This window comes from Nitratireductor alexandrii, assembly GCF_004000215.1.
GTDB classification, from domain to species: domain Bacteria; phylum Pseudomonadota; class Alphaproteobacteria; order Rhizobiales; family Rhizobiaceae; genus Mangrovimarina; species Mangrovimarina alexandrii.
Genome location: NZ_RBVY01000004.1, coordinates 413,335 through 431,415, shown reverse-complemented (window position 1 = coordinate 431,415; position 18,081 = coordinate 413,335). Strand labels below are relative to the sequence as shown.

Genomic DNA, 18,081 nt, shown 5'->3' with positions numbered 1-18,081 from the left:
GGCCGATTTCGGCAAATGCAGATGAACGGTTTTTTCTGGACCGTTTCGTCATAGTGAACGCTTAGTCGCCCTCGGGTGGATTGCGTGGGCGGCGGGTTCGTCCCTATATCGGTCGGCATGAGCGCAAATCCCAGCCTTTTCATCTCGCATGGCGGCCCCAACATCGTGACCGACGACACGCCGGCGCGCGATTTTCTCAAGGGTCTGTCCAATCTTGTCGGACGCCCGAAGGCGATCGTGATCGTGTCGGCCCATTTCGAGACCGGCGGCGTCTCGGTGGTGACCGACCCGAACCCTGGCATGATCTACGATTTCGGCGGCTTTGCGCCGGAACTCTATCAAATGGTCTATCCGGCGCCGGGCAGTCCGGAGCTCGCGCAGCGCGTGGCCGCGCTGTTGGACAAGGCCGGCCTGGCGCCCGGCCGCGTGCCCGAGCGCGGCTACGATCACGGCACCTGGACACCGCTTTTTTTGGCCTATCCGCAGGCCGACATTCCCGTCGTCCAGGTTTCGGTCGATCCGGATCGTGATGCGCGTTGGCATTACGCTGTCGGGCGGGCGCTGGCGCCGCTGGCCGGGGAAGGGGTGCTGATGATCGGTTCCGGCCACATCACCCATAATCTGCGCGCCATCTTTCCGGTCATGCGCGGCGGTGCGCCCGTTGACAAGGCTATGGTCGACAAGGTGGAGGCTTTTACCGGCTGGTTTGCCGAAAAACTCGGCGCCGGCGACATCGAGGCGGTGCTCGACTGGAAGGCCGAGGCACCCTATCCGGCCGAAAACCATCCCAGCGACGAGCATTTGATGCCGCTGTTCTTCGCGCTCGGCGCCGCCGGGGCTGAGGCTGCGGGCAGGCGCGTGCACGCTTCGCGGCAGTTCGGCTTTTTCGCCTTCGACGCTTATCTTTTCGGGCCGCAGGCATTCGAGACCCCGTAGGACGACCGCAAAAAAGCGTGGTAGTGGCGTGCGAAACAGGCGGGCCGACGGGACGATGCGATGAATGAACGTCAGATATCCGATCTTCTGGAGCGAACCGGGCTTCCAGACGATCTGCGCTTTCTGGTGGAGAAATATCCGCGCTCCGACTGGGCCGCGCACCGCAATATTGGCGGCATGGCGCAATTCTGGCTGCAGCGTCACGCGATGTTCCGCGAACTCGGCGGCCTGTTGACGACGGGCATCGCCGACTATCGCGAGGGCGGGCGCACGGCTCCCGATTTCGCGCAATGGTTCGCGCCGCGCCTCAACTATTTCCTCGGCCATCTCGACGGGCACCACAACATCGAGGACCAGCATTATTTTCCGGTCTTCGCGCGGGCGGAAAGGCGGCTGGCGCGGGGCTTCGAGATTCTCGACCGCGACCACCACGCCATCCACGACGCCCTCGAACGCAACGCGGCGACGGCGAACGAGTTTTTGCGCGCATTGCACGAAAACGAAGACCGGAGGCGTTTCGCCGCCGATGCCTATGCCGACGCCAATCAGCGCCTCGTTGCCATGCTGACGCGGCATCTCGACGACGAGGAGGATTTGATCATTCCGCTGATCCTGGATCGTGGCGAGGTGGCTCTCGGCGTGGCCTGAGCCTTGTCAGCAGCGGTGGCGCTGCGTCCCGCAGAGAGCTTGCGCGTCCCGGCCTGGTGCCGCATTTTCTTTTCGCGTCGCGGATTGGACTGGGCCTGACATGGCCGCGATGCGCGGGAGGACCGTATGAAGACCATCGCCCAAATCCGCGATCGCGCGGCCGATCGCAAGGGCGGCGAAGCCGTTCTGGCGACGTTGCTGCCGATGGTGCCCGAGAATGCCGCCGTGGCGGCTATCCCCGACGACCGCGTGCTTTCGACCATGGCCAACCGGGTGTTTTGCGCCGGCTTCGTGTGGCGTGTGATCGAGCAGAAATGGCCCGGTTTCGAGGAGGCGTTTCTGGGTTTCGATCCCCGACGGCTTCTGTTCCAGCCGGATGAGTTCTGGCACGACCTGGCCGGCGACGCGCGCATCGTTCGCAACCCGCAAAAGATCAGATCGGTGCGCGACAACGCCGCCTTCGTCGACAGGATTTCACGCGAACATGGCGGGTTCGGCCGCTTCCTGGCCGACTGGCCGGCCGATGACCAGGTCGGATTGATGGCTTTCCTGGCCAAGAACGGCAGCCGGCTCGGCGGCAATACCGGACAATATCTGCTGCGCTGGCTCGGCTGGGACTGCTTTATCGTCTCGCGCGACATGGCGGCCGCATTGCGCGATGCCGGGCTCGACATCGCCGAAAGCCCGAGCTCGAAAAAAGACCTCGCCGCCATCCAGGCACAACTCAATGCCTGGCGGGCCGAAACCGGCCTGCCTTACGTCCATCTGTCGCGCATCCTGGCCATGTCGATCGGCGAGAACCATTCGGCTGAGGCGCTGCGCGAGTATATGGGCGAATAGGCCGGGCGCGCGGCCATTGCCGCATCGGCGCGGCCGCGCTACAGGCAGTGGCATGAGCATGCCTTCGACACTTCGTATCGCCATCGCGCAACTCAACCCGATCGTCGGCGACATCGCCGGCAATCTCGACAAGGCGCGGGCAGCACGCGCCGACGCAGCGCGCCATGGTGCCGAACTGGTGCTGTTCACCGAATTGTTCATCGCCGGCTATCCGCCCGAGGATCTGGTTCTAAAACCGGCCTTCGTGGCGGCCTGCGAGCGCGCCGCGCTCGAACTCGCCGCCGAGACCGCCGATGGCGGGCCGGGCATCGTGCTCGGCACGCCGCTCGCGCGCCCGTCGGGCCTGCACAATGCCGTCATCGTCGCCGACGGCGGCAAGCTGCTTGCCGAGCGCTACAAGCTCGACCTGCCCAATTACGGCGAATTTGACGAAAAACGGGTTTTCCAGCCGGGTCCGTCTATGCCGGGTCCGGTCGATTTTCGCGGCGTGCGCATCGGCGTGCCGGTTTGCGAGGATATTTGGGGCGATCTCGGCGTGTGTGAGACGCTCGCCGAAAGCGGAGCCGAGCTTCTGCTGGTGCCCAACGGCTCGCCCTATTATCGCGGCAAGATCGACGTGCGCCAGCAGGTGGTGATCAAACAGGTGATAGAAAGCGGCCTGCCGATTTTGTACGCCAACCAGCTCGGCGGCCAGGACGAACTGGTCTTCGACGGCGCGTCCTTCGCCATTGGCGCCGACAAGTCGCTGGCTTTCCAGATGAGCCAGTTCGAGGAAGCGGTTTCGGTCTCGACCTGGAAACGCGGGCCGGACGGCTGGGGCTGTGACGGCGGGCCGGTGTCGCAGATCCCCGATGCCGAGGAGGCCGACTACCGCGCCTGCATGCTGGGCCTGCGCGACTACGTCAACAAGAACGGTTTCAAGAATGTCGTCCTGGGGCTTTCCGGCGGGATCGATTCGGCGATTTGCGCGGCGCTTGCCGTCGATGCGCTCGGCGAGGACCGGGTGAGGGCGGTGATGATGCCCTACACCTACACCACCGCAGATTCGCTCAAGGACGCTGAGGATTGCGCCCGCGCGCTCGGCTGCCGCTACGACACGGTGCCGATTTTCGAGCCCGTCCAAGGTTTTTCGCATGCCCTGACGCAGCTCTTCGAGGGCACGGAAGACGGTATCACCGAGGAAAACCTGCAGAGTCGGACGCGCGGCACCATTTTGATGGCGATCTCCAACAAGTTCGGCTCGATGGTGATCACGACCGGCAACAAGTCGGAAATGTCGGTCGGCTACGCCACGCTTTACGGCGACATGAATGGCGGCTTCAATCCGATCAAGGACCTTTACAAGATGCAGGTCTACGCCCTGTCGCGCTGGCGCAATGCCCACACCCCGCCGGGCGCGCTCGGGCCCACCGGCGCGGTGATCCCGCAAAACATCATCGACAAGGCGCCGTCGGCCGAATTGAAGCCCGACCAGACCGACCAGGATTCGCTGCCGCCCTATCCGGTGCTCGACGATATTTTGGAATGTCTGGTGGAAAACGAGATGGGCGTCGACGCCATCGTCGCGCGCGGCCACGACCGCCAGACGGTGCACCGGATCGAACATCTGCTCTACATTGCCGAGTACAAGCGTCGCCAGGCCGCGCCGGGCGTCAAGATCACCCGCAAGAACTTTGGCCGCGACCGGCGCTATCCGATCACCAACCGATTCAGGGATCGGTCGTAAGCATCTATTTTTAAAACGTGGCTGTGTTCCCGCCTCCGCCAGGTCTCGTCTGAAATCCTCCGCCGTTGAGGGGCACGGCCTGCCGTCGCCAGCCGAGCGGCGTTCGCTTTTGCGTTGGACCAGTGCTCCTGAAACCTATCAAAGCGCTGCCGGCGATCCTATAGAGATAGCCTTTGTCTCGCGTTGCGGTTCTGCGCTTTCCTGCGCTGAGTTTTGGCACGGTGCGGTCGCCCATGATGTTCTTCGTCTTCCTGCGGGACAATGCCCGCTGGCTCGCCGGCGGATTTCTGCTGACCTTCTTTTCCTCTTTCGGCCAGACCTTCTTCATCTCGCTGTCGGCCGGCCAGATCCGCGCCGAATACGGGCTTAGCCATGGCGGGTTCGGCACGCTCTACATGGTCGCCACGCTCGCCAGCGCGCTGACGCTGCCCAGGCTCGGCCAGATCGTCGACCGGTACTCGGCGCAAAAGGTGGCACTGATCATCGTGCCGCTGCTTGCCGCCGCGGCGTTGCTGATGGCGGTTTCGAGCCAGATCGCCGTGCTGGCCGTGTCGATCTACATGCTGCGCCTGTTCGGCCAGGGCATGATGACCCACAACGCCTTCACCGCCATGGCGCGCTGGTTTTCGGCCCAGCGCGGGCGCGCGGTCTCGGTCATCACGCTCGGCCACAATGTCGGCGAGGCGGTGTTTCCGCTGCTGTTCGTGCTGGTCGCCGGGCTGGTGGGCTGGCGCGGCTCTTGGGTCGTGGCGGCGCTGGTGCTGGTTCTCGTGGCGCTGCCGGCGGTCGGTGCGCTGATTGCCGTCGAGCGCGCGCCGCGCGCCAGCGATCCCGTCGCCAGAAAGGTCGATGCGCCTGATTGGACGCGCGGCGAGGTCGTTCGCGACCCGGTGTTTTACCTGCTGTTGATGGGGGTGATGGCGCCGGGTTTCATCGGCACGACGATCTTTTTCCATCAGGTTTATCTGGTCGAGCTGCGCGGCTGGTCGCTGGAGGCCTTCGCCACCTCCTTCATCTTCATGGCCACGATGACGGTCACCTTCGCGCTTGTGTCGGGGCAGTTGATCGACCGGTTTTCCGCCGTCGCCATCCTGCCGGGATTTTTGGTGCCGCTGGGGGCCGCCTGTCTCGTGCTCGGCCTGTTGGAGGGCCAGTGGAGCGCGTTTGCCTTCATGGGCCTGCTCGGCATTTCCTACGGCTTTTCCTCCACGCTGTTCGGCGCCTTGTGGCCGGAGGTCTACGGGCTCAAACATCTCGGTTCGATCCGCGCGTTGACGGTCGCTATCATGGTGTTTGCGACCGCGATGGGGCCGGGATTGACCGGGTTCCTGATCGACCGGGGCGTGTCCTATCCCGCGCAGATCGTCACGATGGGCCTCTATTGCTTCGTGACATCATTTTTGATGGCCTATGTTGCGGCAAGGGTACGGGTGCGCGCCTTGAAAGCGGCGGACCTTTCGGCTACGCCGCGCGCATGACAGTCACAGTCCGTTTCGCGCCGTCGCCCACCGGCAATATCCATATCGGCAATGCGCGCACGGCGCTGTTCAACTGGTTGTTCGCGCGCAAGAATGGCGGCCGGTTCGTGCAGCGCTTCGACGATACCGATCAGGCACGCTCGAAACAGGAATTCGCCGACCAGATCCTCTACGACCTGCACTGGCTGGGCATCTTTCCCGACAAGGTGGAATACCAGTCGCGACGCTTCGAGCGCTATCAGGCCGCCGTCGAGAAGCTCAAGGCGGCGGGTCTGCTCTACCCGTGCTACGAAACGCCCGACGAGTTGGAACTCAAGCGCAAGATTCGTCTGTCGCGCAAGCTGCCGCCGATCTATGGCCGCGAGGCGCTGGCGCTGGGCGCGGAGGAGCGCGCCGCGCTCGAAGCAGAAGGCCGCACGCCGCATTGGCGCTTCCTGCTGCCCAACTACCAGCGCGATCCCTCCGAGACCCGGCGCACCGACATCTCGTGGACCGACATCGTGCGCGGCGAGGAAACGGTCGATCTGGCCTCGCTGTCCGATCCGGTGCTGATACGCGCCGACGGCACCTATCTCTACACGCTGCCGTCGGTGGTCGACGATATCGAGATGGGGATCACCCACGTCATTCGCGGCGACGATCACGTCACCAATACCGGTGTGCAGATCGCGCTGTTCAAGGCGCTGGGCGCGGACGCACCCGCCTTCGGCCATCACAATTTGCTGACGGCGGCAAGCGGCGAGGGGCTTTCCAAACGCAGCGGCGCGCTGTCGATCGCCAGCCTGCGCGATGACGGCATCGAGCCGATGGCGATCGCTTCGCTCGCGGTTCTGACCGGTACGTCGGAAAACATCGAGCCGGTGCCGTCGATGGGCGACCTGGCGGAAAAGTTCGACCCCGCCGCCGCCTCGCGTTCGGCGGCCAAGTTCGATCCCGCCGACCTTGTCCATCTCAACCGGGCGCTGCTTCAGACGATGCCGTTTACCGCCGTGCGCGACCGGTTGGTCGCCTTCGGCGTCGGCGGCGAGCAGGCCGAGGCGTTCTGGCTGGCGGTGCGCGGCAATCTGGACCGGCTCAGCGACGCCGCGCGCTGGTGGGAGGTGGTGTCGAAGGACTATCGCCCCGATGTGCCTTTCGCCGAAGCCGACGCGGCCTTTCTTGCCGAAGCGTTCGGGCTCTTGCCCGAGGAGCCCTGGAACGGCGAGACCTGGAAGGCGTGGACGGGTGCGGTCAAGGAGAAGACCGGGCGCAAGGGCAAGGCCCTGTTCCGGCCGCTGCGGCTTGCCCTTACCGGGCTTGAGTCCGGGCCGGAGCTGTCAGATCTATTGCCGCTTCTGGGTCGGGAAGAAACACTGGCCCGACGACCCTGACCTTGCGGTCGTCGTCGTCGGCGTCCTCGCGCGGCGAGGAGAGCGCCGGTTCGGCCGGCCTCAGCACCGTCTTGATCATCTCCTCGTCGAGGCTGCCCGCCTGGTTGGCCAGCGTTTCGGGATCGGCGGCCGGATCGGGCCGCCGCTGCGGGATCGGCAAGACCGGTTCGGCGGCAGGGGGCGCGTCTTCGTCGGAGGCTTCCGTTTCGCCGGCGATGATGGAAAAGCCGCGCGCCGGGTTGCAGCCGCAGCTTGCCGGCCGCTCGTAGTCGGGCCGCCGGTACAAGAAGGCGGCCGGCAGCTCGCTATAAGGCGTGCCGGCCAGCGATACCATCTGGTCGGTCTCCTGATCGGGGACGCGATGCAGGTAGAGTGCGACGTCGGTACCCGGACACATCGCCTTGCAGGCTGCCTCGTCGCGGTCGAGCGCGCTTGCCGGAGTCGAAAACGACACCGGAAAATAATAGCCGTCGCATGTGCGCACGCACAGGGTGCGGAATTGACCGGCAACGTTCGGTGCGATGTCGATCGGGCCGTCGCGATTGATGACGGCACGCACCCGCTTGCCGTCGTCGAGCGGAAGGCGGCGACGGGGCCTTTCCCGATCGGCGTCGGCCGGTTCGCCGAAAAGTTTTTCGAACAGCGGGCGGCCGCGCTGGTCCCGGCGCGCGTCGCGCGTCGCCACGGCCCGGCTGCGGCAGTCATTGGCTTCGATCGAGGCCATGAGCCGCCGCCGTTCGCCCCTGTTGTCGCCGCCGCGAGACAGGCCGGCATGTTTGCGTTCCAGCGCGGCGAGATTGTTGTGCATGCGCTTGAGCGTGTTGTCGAGCGACTGGCACACATTGCCGGCGTCGCGGCGGAAAAAACCGCCGGAGCAGCCGGCGCGACGCTGCTGGCGCTCGGCCTTGTCGATCTGGCCCCTCTGGTCGCGGATCGCCTTTGCGTAACGCCGCGTGGCAGGCGAGGCGACGCTGCGCGTCTGCCCGAGGCTGGCCAGGCGCGCTTCAAGATCGCGGCACAGCCGCGAGGCGGCATCGGCCGGACCGGAGGTCAGCACGCCGGTCGCCAGCGCCACAAGCAACGCGGCGCGACGTGCCGCGCCAAGCCAACTGCCCGTCATCGATGGTTGCGTTTTTGCCATGTCGGTCCCGGCTCGCCGTCGCGAACCTCGCAAGCCTAGCCGCAACGGGTTAACCCGGTCTTTAGCATATTCATGGCCGACGGCCTCAGGCTTCGGTCGCCTGCGAGGCCTCGACTACAGAAAGCGCGGTCATGTTGACCACGCCGCGTGAGGTCACCGACGGCGTCAGGATATGGGCCGGGCGCGCCGCGCCGAGCAGGATCGGGCCGACGTGCAGCGCGTCGGTCAACTGCTTGATCGTGGTCAGCGCGATGTTGGCGGCGTCGAGGTCGGGAAAGACCAAAAGATTGGCCTCGCCCTTCAGCCTGGAATGCGGATAGACGCGCTGGCGCAGCATCTCCGAAAGCGCCGAATCGCCGTGCATCTCGCCGTCGGCTTCCAGCTCTGGCGCCAGTTCGGCGATCAGGCCTGCCGCCTTGCGCATCTTTAGCGTACTGGCCGTGTCGCGCGAGCCGAAATTCGACAAGGACAGCAAGGCCGCCTTGGGCTCGATGCCAAAACGGCGGATTTCGGCCGCCGCCAGCACGGTCATCTCGGCGATCTCCTCCGCGCTCGGCTCGACGCTGACATAGGTGTCGGTGAAAAAGGTGACGCCGCGTTGCATGATCAGCATCGACAGCGCCGACAGGTCGCGCACGCCCGGCTTGTGGCCGACGATCAGGCCGACATTGCGCAGATGGCGCTCAAAACGGCCTTCCAGGCCGCAGATCATCGCATCGGCTTCGCCGCGGATCAGCGCCAGCGCCGCGATCACGGTGTTGTTGGTGCGCACCATGGTGCGCGCCGCCTCCTGGGTGACGCCACGCCGGCCCGCGACGCGGATCAGAAGATCGACATAGTCGCGGTAGCGCGGATCGTCCTCGGGATTGACCAGGTCGAAATCGGCGCCCGGCCGGATTCTCAGCCCGTAGCGCCGCAGACGGACCTCGATCACGTGCGGGCGCCCGATCAGGATCGGCTGGGCGATGCCTTCCTCCACCACCACCTGGGCGGCGCGCAACACGCGCTCGTCCTCGCCGTCGGCATAGATGACACGTTTGGCGGCGGCCCGGCGCGCGGCCGAAAACACCGGCTTCATGACCAGGCCCGAGCGGAACACGAACCGGTTCAGCCGGTCGATATAGGCATCCATGTCGGAAATCGGTCGCCCGGCGACCCCGCTCTCGCAGGCCGCCTTGGCGACGGCGGGCGCGATCCTGAGGATCAGGCGCGGATCGAACGGCGAGGGGATCAGGAATTCGGGGCCGAAGGTCGGCGTTTCGCCGGAATAGGCGCGGGCGGCGACGTCGGACGGTTCCTCACGGGCCAGGGCCGCGATCGCCTGGACCGCGGCCATCTTCATATCCTCGTTGATGGCGGTTGCGCCGACATCGAGCGCCCCGCGAAAAATGTAAGGAAAACATAGTACGTTGTTGACCTGGTTGGGAAAATCCGACCGCCCCGTGCAGATCATGGCGTCGGGACGCGCTTTACGCGCCACCTCCGGCATGATCTCCGGCACCGGATTGGCGAGCGCCAGGATCAGTGGGCGCTCGGCCATTTCCGCCAGCAACTCGGGTTTCAGCACGCCGGCCGCCGACAGGCCCAGAAAGACGTCGGCGCCGCCGATCACGTCGGCGAGCGCGCGTGCATCGGTCTCCTTGAGATATGGTTCCTTCCAGCGGTCCATTTCCTCGGTGCGGCCCTTGTAGGCGACGCCGTGGCGGTCGGTGATCCAGATGTTTTCGGGCCTGGCGCCGAGCGAGACCAGCAGGTTAAGGCAGGCGATCGCGGCCGCGCCTGCGCCCGAGGTGACGATCTTGACGGCGGCAATGTCCTTTTCGGCCAGTTCGAGTGCGTTCAGCACCGCCGCGGCGACGATGATTGCGGTGCCGTGCTGGTCGTCGTGAAAGACGGGAATGGCCATGCGCTGCTTGAGCCGTTCCTCGACCTCGAAACATTCCGGCGCCTTGATGTCCTCGAGATTGATGCCGCCGAACGTGGGTTCGAGCGCGGCGATGGTCTCGACCATGCGTTCGATGCCGGGCGCGTCGATCTCGATGTCGAACACGTCGATGCCGGCGAATTTTTTGAACAGAACCGCCTTGCCTTCCATCACCGGTTTGGAGGCGAGCGGGCCGATATTGCCGAGCCCGAGCACGGCGGTGCCGTTGGAGACGACGCCGACCAGATTGGCGCGCGCGGTGTAGTCTGCCGCGCTCGCCGGGTCGTCGTGGATGGCAAGGCAGGGAACGGCCACGCCCGGCGAGTAGGCCAGCGCCAGGTCGCGCTGATTGCCGAGCGGTTTGGTCGCCTGGATTTCGAGTTTGCCGGGCGCGGGATAGCGATGGAAGAACAGCGCCGCCTCGTCGAACTCGCTGCGCTCGGTCTTGTCCTGTTTGTGGGTCATGTCGTGATTGTCCAATGCCTGAACGGCCAAACTAGCACGCCGCATCCCGTCATGGGGAGCGGTCGGCTTGAAGCTGTTTCGCGTCCGGCAGCGCCTGCGGCCGAGCGCGGTTTCGATCGCGGTAGCCGGATCCTTGCGACCGGCCCGGCGCCGAGGTGCGCGGCGGGCGCGCAGGCCGACCGCGGATCAGCGTGCCACCACCGTCTGGCGCTGTTCGCCGAGACCGTCGATGCCCAGATGCATCGTGTCGCCGTCGCGCAGGAACACAGGCGGCTTGAAACCGAGGCCGACGCCCGGCGGCGTGCCGGTGGTGATGACGTCGCCCGGTTCCAGCACCATGAACTCCGACAGGTAGGCAATGATTTCGGCCACCGAAAAGATCATCGTTGCCGTGTTGCCGGTCTGGCGCCGCTGGCCATTGACGTCGAGGAACATGCCGAGAGCCTGCGGGTCGGCGATCTCGTCGGCCGTGACCAGAAACGGACCCAGCGGCCCGAAGGTCGGCGCGCTCTTGCCCTTGATCCACTGCCCGCCGCGCTCGGCCTGATAGGCGCGTTCCGACACGTCGTTGCACAGGGCGTAACCGAAGACATGCGACAGCGCTTCGTGCTTGCCGACATAGTCGCAGCGCTTGCCGATCACCACTGCAAGCTCGACCTCCCAATCGAGCTTCTGCGCCCCGCGCGGGATCAGCACGTCGTCATTGGGCCCTGACAGCGAACTCGGCGCCTTGGAAAATACGATCGGTTCCGTGGGGATCGGCGCGCCGGTCTCCGCGGCATGGTCGGCATAGTTGAGGCCGATCGCGATGAAATGACCGACACGGTTAAGCGGCGCGCCGAGGCGTGCGCCCGCCGGTGCGGCCGGGCGCGAGGACAGGTCGGCTGCGGCGAGTTTTTCGACAAGCGCCGGCGAGAGCGACTCGGGTCCGTAGTCGGGCACCACGCCGGACATGTCGCGGATCGTCCCGTCGGTGTCCAGCAGTCCGGGTCGTTCGTTGCCTCTTTCGCCAAAACGCACCAGTTTCAATGGTTTATTCCTTGTTTTTCGAAAATGGATTCAAACAGCGTTCAAAACGCGCTTGGATAAAGCCCGCCGTCGAGGATCAGATTCTGGCCGGTGATGTAACCGGCATGGGTCGAACATAAAAACGCGCAGGCCTGGCCGAATTCCTCCGTCGTGCCGAAGCGGCCGGCAGGAATGTCGGCGGCGACCTTCCTGGCCTGGTCCTCCACGCTCATGCCGGATTTCTCGGCTGCAAACACCAGCGTGTTGCGGATGCGGTCGGTGTCGAACTTGCCCGGCAGGATATTGTTGATGGTTACGTTGCGCCCGGCGACCGTGCGGGCGATGCCGGCGAGAAAGGCGGTCAGCCCGGCGCGCGCGCCCGACGACAGGTCGAGCCCGGGAATCGGCTGATAGACCGACAGCGAGGTGATGTTGACGATGCGCCCGAACCCGCGATCTGCCATTCCGTCGATGACGGAGCGGATCAGTTCGATCGGCGTCACCATGTTCTGCGTCACGCCGTCAAGCAGGGCCTCGCGATCGAGTTGGCGGAAATCGCGCAAAGGCGGGCCGCCATTGTTGTTGACGAGAATGTCCGGCGCCGGGCAGGCGGCCAGCAGCGCCTCCTGGACGTCCGCCTTCGACACGTCGCCGGCAATTTCGCTCACCGCGACCTTGTAGCGTGCGCGCAGCGCCGCTGCGGTCTCGGCGAGCGCGTCGGCGTCGCGGCCGTTGACGACCAGCGTGCAGCCGGCTTCGGCCAGGGCGCTCGCGCAACCGAGCCCGAGGCCCCGGCTCGACGCGCAGACGATCGCCGACTTGCCCCGAATTCCCAGATCCATCTGTGCTTCCTCTCGTTTGTCGGCCGCACAGTAGTGTCAGAACGCTCTTGAGAAAACTCCCCCAAAAGCCGCAGCGCCCGCGCCGCCGGCGTCACATGGCTGTGACATGAATCGTGTTTTGGAAGGCCGGCAACAAGAGGTGGGCGTTTCATGGCCGGTGAACAGATCCGCACCTTCCGGACGCTTTTCGTCTCGGACATCCATCTGGGCTCGAAACCGGCCAAAGCCGAGCTGCTGATCGACTTTTTGCGCCATCACGATGCCGCAACGATCTATCTGGTCGGCGACATCGTCGACGGTTGGCGCCTGCGGCGTTCGTGGCATTGGCCCCAGGCCCACAACGACGTGGTGCAAAAACTGCTGCGTAAGGCGCGCAAGGGCACGAAGATCGTCTACATTGCCGGCAATCACGACGAATTCCTGCGGGCCTTTCAAGGCGTGCATTTCGGCGGCATCGTGGTGGCGGACCGTGCCGTCCACCAGGCCGCTGACGGGCGTCGCTTTCTCGTCATTCATGGCGACCAGTTCGACACCATCGTCCACAATGCGCGCTGGCTCGCCTATCTCGGCGACAAGGCCTACGACGTCGCCATCCTGGTCAACCGCGCCGTCGGCGTCTTCCGGCGGCTGTTCGGCATGCCTTATTGGTCGTTCTCGTCCTGGGCCAAGGTGCGCGTGAAGCAGGCGGTCAACTTCATCGGCGCCTTCCAGGAGGTGGTGACGCAGGAAGCCCGTCGCTCCGGCGTCGAGGGCGTGGTATGCGGACACATCCACCACGCGACCATCACCCGGATGGGTGATATCGACTACATCAACACCGGCGACTGGGTCGAAAGCTGCACGGCGGTGGGCGAGAACGAGGACGGCTCGTTCGAGATCATCACCTGGACGCAGGCGCGCGGCGCCACACAGGACAGGCCCGAAACGGTCGTGCCGTTCAAGGGCAAAAAAGCGGCCGAGGCCGCTTGAAGACGGGCCAGGGAGGCGCGCGTCCGCGTCCCTGCTGATCACCCCCACAAGGCCGGTTCGGGGGGCGAAACCAGCGAGCCGGAATAGGTCAGGCCGGGCGAGCGGTCGCGCGCCAGGAGCAGGGGGCCGTCGAGGTCGACATAGTCTGCGTCCTGGGCAAGCAGCACCGCCGGCGCCATCGCCAGCGAGCTTCCCACCATGCAGCCCACCATGACGCCGAAGCCGCGCTTGCGCGCCTGATCGCGCAGGTCGAGCGCGGCCGTCAGGCCGCCGGTCTTGTCGAGCTTGATGTTGACGGCGTCGTAAAGGCCGGCGAGCGCGTCCAGACTGTCGGCGGTATGGACGCTTTCGTCGGCGCAGATCGGCACCGGATGGGGAATCTCGCGCAGGATCTCGTCCTGGCCGGCCGGCAGCGGCTGCTCCACCAGGGCGATGTGGAACTGCGCGGCGGCGAGCAGGTGGTCGCGGATATTGTCGTTCGTCCAACCCTCGTTGGCGTCGAGAATGATGCGGCTGTTGGGAGCCACGCTGGCCACGGCATGGATGCGCGCATAGTCGTCCTCGGTGCCGACCTTGACCTTCAAAAGCGGCCGATGGGAGGCCTGGCGGGCCTGGGCGGCCATGTCCTCCGGCGATCCGAGCGAGATCGTGTAGGCCGTCACCACCGGACGGGGCAGGATGCGGCACACGGCATGATGGGCGCGTTGGCTGGCCATTTTCGCTTCCAGGTCCCATAGGGCGCAATCGACCGCGTTGCGCGCCGCGCCTGCAGGAAGCGCGGATTGCAGATCCTCGCGGCTCAGCCCGTTTTCGATGTCGCCGGCGATTTGCTCGAGTGTCGCCTGCACGCTCTGCGCGCTTTCGTCGTAGCGCGAATAGGGCACGCATTCGCCGCGCCCGACATAACCGGCTTCGCCGATCGAACAGGTGATCACCTCGGCTTCGGTCTTGGTGCCGCGCGAGATGGTAAAGCCGCCGGCGATCGGAAAGCGTTCGACATCGACGCGAAATGAACGGGCCATGGCAGTTATGCTCCTGTTTCGACGGGCCGAACTTGTTGCCAAATCGGCATGGCCTCCGTCGAGGCCATGGTCTAAGAATCGCGGTCATGTTGACCAAAGAGCGCAACGATGCAAGTGCGGCCGGGCCTGGCGACAGCGGCGCGGTTCCGTCTATCGATACCCAGGCGCGCCAGGGCGTGCTGCACGTCGCCCTGGCCGGACCGTGGACCACGCACACGGTCGGGCTCGTCGATGCCGAGATGCGCCGTCTGGCGGCGCGCGAGGGGGTGAGCGATCTGCAGATCGACCTCACGGACGTTTCGCGGCTCGATACCGCCGGGGCCTGGGTCATCAAGCGGCTCGCCGCGGTGCAGGAACAGGCTGGCGCCCGGATCGAGATCACCGGGGAGGGCGAAACCGACAGCGTGCTTTTAGCGGCCGTCGAAGACGCGATTCGTCAGGAGATCCCGACCGACGCCGAAGGCGGGCGCTGGGGCGTTCTGGCGGCGCTCGAGGGAATCGGCCGGCTGGTCTACGCCTTCCGCGACGAGTTCTTGCTCGGCATGCATATTCTCGGCGCCACCATCTCGGGCGCTCAGATGAAGCGGGGTCGCGGCCACGGCGTCAATCCGGCCGCGATCGTGCATCAGATCGACAGGATGGGGGTCGGCGCGATTCCGGTCATCTTGTTGATGTCGGCGATCGTCGGCGCGATCGTCGCCCAGCAGGGCGCATTTCAGCTTCGCTATTTCGGGGCCGAGATTTTCGTCGTCGACCTGGTCGGCATCCTGGTTTTGCGCGAGATGGGCGTGTTGTTGACCGCGATCATGATCGCCGGCCGGTCCGGCAGCGCGATCACGGCCGAGATCGGCTCGATGAAGATGCGCGAGGAAATCGACGCGCTGACCGTGATCGGGCTCAATCCCGTCGGCGTGCTGGTCTTTCCGCGCCTGGTCGCGCTGTTGATCGCCCTGCCATGCCTGACGATCGCGGCCAATTTCGCAGCCGTCGGCGGGGCGATGGCGGTGAGCTACTATTATTCGGGCATCGCGCCGAGCGCCTTCATCGACCGCATGCGAAGCGCCATCGACCTGTCGACGATTTTTGCCGGCCTCATAAAAGCGCCGTTCATGGCGCTTATCATCGGCGTGATCGCTTCGGTGGAAGGCATCAAGGTCGGCGGCAGCGCGGAATCGCTCGGCAGCCACGTCACCGCCGCGGTCGTGAAGGCGATCTTCGTCGTGATCGTCGTCGACGGCATTTTCGCCATGTTCTACGCGGCGATCGGGTTTTGACGCCATGAGCGGACTGGAGACGGAACACGCGGTGCAAAAGCACGCCAACGACACGGACAAAGCCCCGGCGGAGCGGGAAATCGTGCTTTCGGCGCGCGGTATCACCGTCGCCTTCGGCGAGCAGGTCGTTCTGGAAGACCTGTCGCTTGATGTCTATCGCGGCGAAATCCTGGGTTTTGTCGGCGCGTCGGGATCGGGCAAATCGGTGCTGTTGCGCACCATTTTGGGTCTCAACAGGAAACAGGCGGGCACGATCACCCTGTTCGATGTCGATCTCGACAGGGCGAGCGAGGCCGAACGGCTGCGCCTCGATATGCGCGTTGGCATGCTGTTCCAGCACGGCGCGCTGTTCTCGGCGCTGACCGTGCTTGAAAACATCCAGGTGCCGATGCGCGAATATCTCGACCTGCCCAAGCCGCTCATGAACGAGTTGGCGCGCCTGAAGATTGAGCTTGTCGGCCTGCCGGCGACGGCGGCGAACAAATTTCCTTCACAATTGTCGGGCGGCATGATCAAGCGCGCCGCGTTGGCGCGCGCCTTGGCGCTGGATCCCGACATCGTCTTTCTCGACGAGCCGACCTCCGGCCTCGACCCGATCGGGGCCGCGGAATTCGACGAACTGGTCGCCAAGCTGCGCGACACGATGGGCCTGACCGTCTACATGGTCACACACGACCTTGACAGCCTGTTTTCGGTCTGCGACCGCGTTGCGGTGCTGGGGAAGCGTCGGGTGCTGGTGGAAGGTACCGTCAGCAAGATGCTGACCGTCGAGGACCCGTGGGTCAAATCCTATTTCCGCGGCAAGCGGGCGCGCCAGATCGACCCGGCAACCTATGGAAGCGGCTTGGCCGCGGGAATGATGCGCTGATGGAAACGAGAGCCAATTACGTCGCCGTCGGCATTTTCACCTTGGTGCTGGTGTTGGCCGGATTCGGGCTGGTCTATTGGAAATCTGGGTTCGGCGAGGGTGGCGAGACCGCGCAATTGCGCATCCGCATTCCCGGCTCTGCATCCGGGCTCGGCCGCGGCAGCGCGGTGCTGTTCAACGGCGTCAAGGTGGGCGACGTGCGTCGGGTCTTCATCGATGTGAAGAACCCCGATGTCGTGGTCGCCGATACTCAGATCGACCGTCTGACGCCGATCACCCGTTCCACGCGCGCCGATATCGGTCTGGCGGGCCTGACCGGCCAGGCCAATATCGAACTCAAGGGCGGCGATTTGTCCGAACCCAATCTGCTCGAACAGGCCGAAGCGGAGGACCGCATCGCCGAACTGACGGCCAATCCCTCGGCGGTGACCAATCTTTTGCAGACCGCGCAGGACATTTTTTCGCGCACCAACTCCGTGCTCGACGCGCTTGAGGGTTTCGTTACGGAAGTGCGCGCGCCGCTGACCGAAACGATCGGCAATGCCAAGACCTTCTCTGAGGCCCTGTCGCGCAACGCGGACGGCGTCGACGGTTTCCTGGCCAGCGTATCGGACTTGTCGCAGACGATCGACAAGGTGTCCGGCCGGCTGGATTCCACGCTCGCCTCGGCCGAGGAACTGCTCGACGCGGTCGACCGCGACAAGGTCGGCACCATCGTCGCCAATGTCGAAAACTTCACCAAGCGGCTGGATACGGCGAGCGCCGACCTCGACGGTATCATGAAGAACGTCGATGCCAGCGCGCGTTCGGTACGTGAATTGTCGGAAAATGCCGGCAAGTCGCTGGCCAGGGTCGACGGCATTCTCGAGGACGTGAAGGGCGGGGTCGACACGGCCGTGGCCTCGATCGACCGGATCGCCGACAGCGCGACGACCGGCATCGACAGCGCGGTCGCCTCGATCGGCAAGGTCGGGGACGGGGCTTCCGAAACGCTGGCCAGGGTCGACAAGGTGCTTGACGGCGTCGATCCCGAAAAAGTCCGCTCGGCGCTGGCCAATATCGAGGGCGCGACGGTGGATGCGCGCAAGGCGGCCGCGGACGTCTCCGCGCTTGCCGACCGGTTCAGCCAGCGTGGCGACGACGTCGACCAGATCATCGTCAATGCGCGCGAAATCTCGGAGCGGCTCAACCAGGCTTCGACGCGTGTCGACGGTGTGCTGGCCAAGGTCGATTCGCTGCTCGGCTCGGAAAATACCGAAGGCGTGATCGCCGAAGCCGGCCAGACGGTGAAGGAATTCCGCAAGGTCGCCGAAACGCTCAACGCGCGTATCGGCACGATCACCGACGGTTTGGCCCGGTTCTCCGGCCAGGGGCTGCGCGACGTCGAAGCGCTGATCCGTGACAGCCGACGGTCCATCAACCGCATCGAGCAGGCGATCACCGCGCTGGAGCGCAATCCGCAGCGCATTCTGACCGGGGGAGAAGGCGGCGTGCGCCAGTATGACGGGCGCGTGCGCCGTTGACATCCGCCCCAGAGCGCATCAAGAACAAGGGCACAAAAGCGAGGCAG

At 65.2% G+C, this 18,081-nt stretch carries 15 protein-coding genes; 10 read left to right on the top strand and 5 right to left on the bottom strand.

Annotated elements, in window-relative coordinates; all coding sequences use genetic code 11:
• Positions 1-117: 117 nt before the first annotated feature.
• The 6 genes from EP380_RS11605 (at position 118) to gltX (ending at position 6,998) form a co-directional block, all read left to right on the top strand.
• On the top strand, positions 118-936 hold the full coding sequence (locus EP380_RS11605; protein WP_127598755.1) for a DODA-type extradiol aromatic ring-opening family dioxygenase: 819 nt from the start codon (positions 118-120) through the stop codon (positions 934-936).
• Positions 937-996: 60 nt separating this feature from the next.
• Positions 997-1,584 (top strand): hemerythrin domain-containing protein, encoded by a 588-nt coding sequence (locus EP380_RS11600; RefSeq protein ID WP_127598754.1) that lies wholly within the window; start codon positions 997-999, stop codon positions 1,582-1,584.
• 126 nt (positions 1,585-1,710) lie between these two features.
• A complete protein-coding gene (locus EP380_RS11595; protein ID WP_127598753.1) occupies positions 1,711-2,424 on the top strand; it encodes a DNA-3-methyladenine glycosylase I in 714 nt (237 codons plus the stop codon).
• Positions 2,425-2,476: 52 nt separating this feature from the next.
• A complete protein-coding gene (locus EP380_RS11590) occupies positions 2,477-4,150 on the top strand; it encodes an NAD+ synthase (protein WP_127598752.1) in 1,674 nt (557 codons plus the stop codon).
• Positions 4,151-4,383: 233 nt separating this feature from the next.
• Positions 4,384-5,628, top strand: a complete 1,245-nt coding sequence (locus EP380_RS11585) for an MFS transporter (RefSeq protein WP_127598751.1) — start codon at positions 4,384-4,386, stop codon at positions 5,626-5,628.
• Positions 5,625-6,998, top strand: a complete 1,374-nt coding sequence (gltX, locus tag EP380_RS11580) for a glutamate--tRNA ligase (protein ID WP_127598750.1) — start codon at positions 5,625-5,627, stop codon at positions 6,996-6,998. Before EP380_RS11585 ends, gltX begins: the two co-directional genes overlap by 4 nt.
• Here gltX and EP380_RS11575 read toward each other — a convergent pair.
• From EP380_RS11575 to EP380_RS11560, 4 genes are all read right to left on the bottom strand, one after another.
• Positions 6,916-8,118, bottom strand: a complete 1,203-nt coding sequence (locus tag EP380_RS11575) for a DUF2865 domain-containing protein (protein WP_164749834.1) — start codon at positions 8,116-8,118, stop codon at positions 6,916-6,918. The genes gltX and EP380_RS11575 overlap by 83 nt on opposite strands.
• A gap of 106 nt (positions 8,119-8,224) precedes the next feature.
• Complete coding sequence (locus EP380_RS11570; RefSeq protein ID WP_127598747.1) at positions 8,225-10,528, bottom strand: NADP-dependent malic enzyme; 2,304 nt, start codon at positions 10,526-10,528, stop codon at positions 8,225-8,227.
• A gap of 186 nt (positions 10,529-10,714) precedes the next feature.
• The gene (locus EP380_RS11565) at positions 10,715-11,557 is read right to left on the bottom strand and encodes a fumarylacetoacetate hydrolase family protein (protein WP_127598745.1); all 843 of its coding nucleotides are present in this window, start codon (positions 11,555-11,557) and stop codon (positions 10,715-10,717) included.
• Between the two features lie 41 nt (positions 11,558-11,598).
• Positions 11,599-12,378, bottom strand: a complete 780-nt coding sequence (locus tag EP380_RS11560) for an SDR family oxidoreductase (RefSeq protein ID WP_106569252.1) — start codon at positions 12,376-12,378, stop codon at positions 11,599-11,601.
• Between the two features lie 150 nt (positions 12,379-12,528).
• Here EP380_RS11560 and EP380_RS11555 point away from each other — a divergent pair, with 150 nt between their 5' ends.
• Positions 12,529-13,347 (top strand): UDP-2,3-diacylglucosamine diphosphatase, encoded by an 819-nt coding sequence (locus tag EP380_RS11555; RefSeq protein WP_106569253.1) that lies wholly within the window; start codon positions 12,529-12,531, stop codon positions 13,345-13,347.
• A gap of 38 nt (positions 13,348-13,385) precedes the next feature.
• Here the strand turns inward: EP380_RS11555 and dgcA are convergent, their stop codons facing one another.
• Positions 13,386-14,369 carry an N-acetyl-D-Glu racemase DgcA gene (gene dgcA / locus EP380_RS11550; RefSeq protein WP_106569254.1) on the bottom strand — a complete coding sequence of 328 codons (984 nt, stop codon included), beginning with the start codon at positions 14,367-14,369 and terminating at the stop codon, positions 13,386-13,388.
• A gap of 86 nt (positions 14,370-14,455) precedes the next feature.
• Here dgcA and EP380_RS11545 point away from each other — a divergent pair, with 86 nt between their 5' ends.
• From EP380_RS11545 to EP380_RS11535, 3 genes are read left to right on the top strand one after another with little or no spacing between them, the layout of a single operon-like run.
• Positions 14,456-15,643, top strand: coding sequence for an ABC transporter permease (locus EP380_RS11545; RefSeq protein WP_106569255.1), 1,188 nt, complete (start codon positions 14,456-14,458; stop codon positions 15,641-15,643).
• Between the two features lie 4 nt (positions 15,644-15,647).
• Positions 15,648-16,511, top strand: coding sequence for an ABC transporter ATP-binding protein (locus EP380_RS11540; RefSeq protein ID WP_106569256.1), 864 nt, complete (start codon positions 15,648-15,650; stop codon positions 16,509-16,511).
• Positions 16,511-18,034 (top strand): MlaD family protein, encoded by a 1,524-nt coding sequence (locus tag EP380_RS11535; RefSeq protein ID WP_127598743.1) that lies wholly within the window; start codon positions 16,511-16,513, stop codon positions 18,032-18,034. Before EP380_RS11540 ends, EP380_RS11535 begins: the two co-directional genes overlap by 1 nt.
• Positions 18,035-18,081: the final 47 nt, after the last annotated feature.

Excerpts from the sequence above, each read along its gene's own strand:
- EP380_RS11605 (WP_127598755.1), top strand. The coding sequence starts at position 118 with ATGAGCGCAAATCCCAGCCTTTTCATCTCGCATGGCGGCCCCAACATC.
- EP380_RS11600 (WP_127598754.1), top strand. The coding sequence starts at position 997 with ATGAATGAACGTCAGATATCCGATCTTCTGGAGCGAACCGGGCTTCCA.
- EP380_RS11595 (WP_127598753.1), top strand. The coding sequence starts at position 1,711 with ATGAAGACCATCGCCCAAATCCGCGATCGCGCGGCCGATCGCAAGGGC.
- EP380_RS11590 (WP_127598752.1), top strand. The coding sequence starts at position 2,477 with ATGAGCATGCCTTCGACACTTCGTATCGCCATCGCGCAACTCAACCCG.
- EP380_RS11585 (WP_127598751.1), top strand. The coding sequence starts at position 4,384 with ATGATGTTCTTCGTCTTCCTGCGGGACAATGCCCGCTGGCTCGCCGGC.
- gltX (WP_127598750.1), top strand. The coding sequence starts at position 5,625 with ATGACAGTCACAGTCCGTTTCGCGCCGTCGCCCACCGGCAATATCCAT.
- EP380_RS11575 (WP_164749834.1), bottom strand. The coding sequence starts at position 8,118 with ATGACGGGCAGTTGGCTTGGCGCGGCACGTCGCGCCGCGTTGCTTGTG.
- EP380_RS11570 (WP_127598747.1), bottom strand. The coding sequence starts at position 10,528 with ATGACCCACAAACAGGACAAGACCGAGCGCAGCGAGTTCGACGAGGCG.
- EP380_RS11560 (WP_106569252.1), bottom strand. The coding sequence starts at position 12,378 with ATGGATCTGGGAATTCGGGGCAAGTCGGCGATCGTCTGCGCGTCGAGC.
- EP380_RS11555 (WP_106569253.1), top strand. The coding sequence starts at position 12,529 with ATGGCCGGTGAACAGATCCGCACCTTCCGGACGCTTTTCGTCTCGGAC.
- dgcA (WP_106569254.1), bottom strand. The coding sequence starts at position 14,369 with ATGGCCCGTTCATTTCGCGTCGATGTCGAACGCTTTCCGATCGCCGGC.
- EP380_RS11545 (WP_106569255.1), top strand. The coding sequence starts at position 14,456 with ATGTTGACCAAAGAGCGCAACGATGCAAGTGCGGCCGGGCCTGGCGAC.
- EP380_RS11540 (WP_106569256.1), top strand. The coding sequence starts at position 15,648 with ATGAGCGGACTGGAGACGGAACACGCGGTGCAAAAGCACGCCAACGAC.
- EP380_RS11535 (WP_127598743.1), top strand. The coding sequence starts at position 16,511 with ATGGAAACGAGAGCCAATTACGTCGCCGTCGGCATTTTCACCTTGGTG.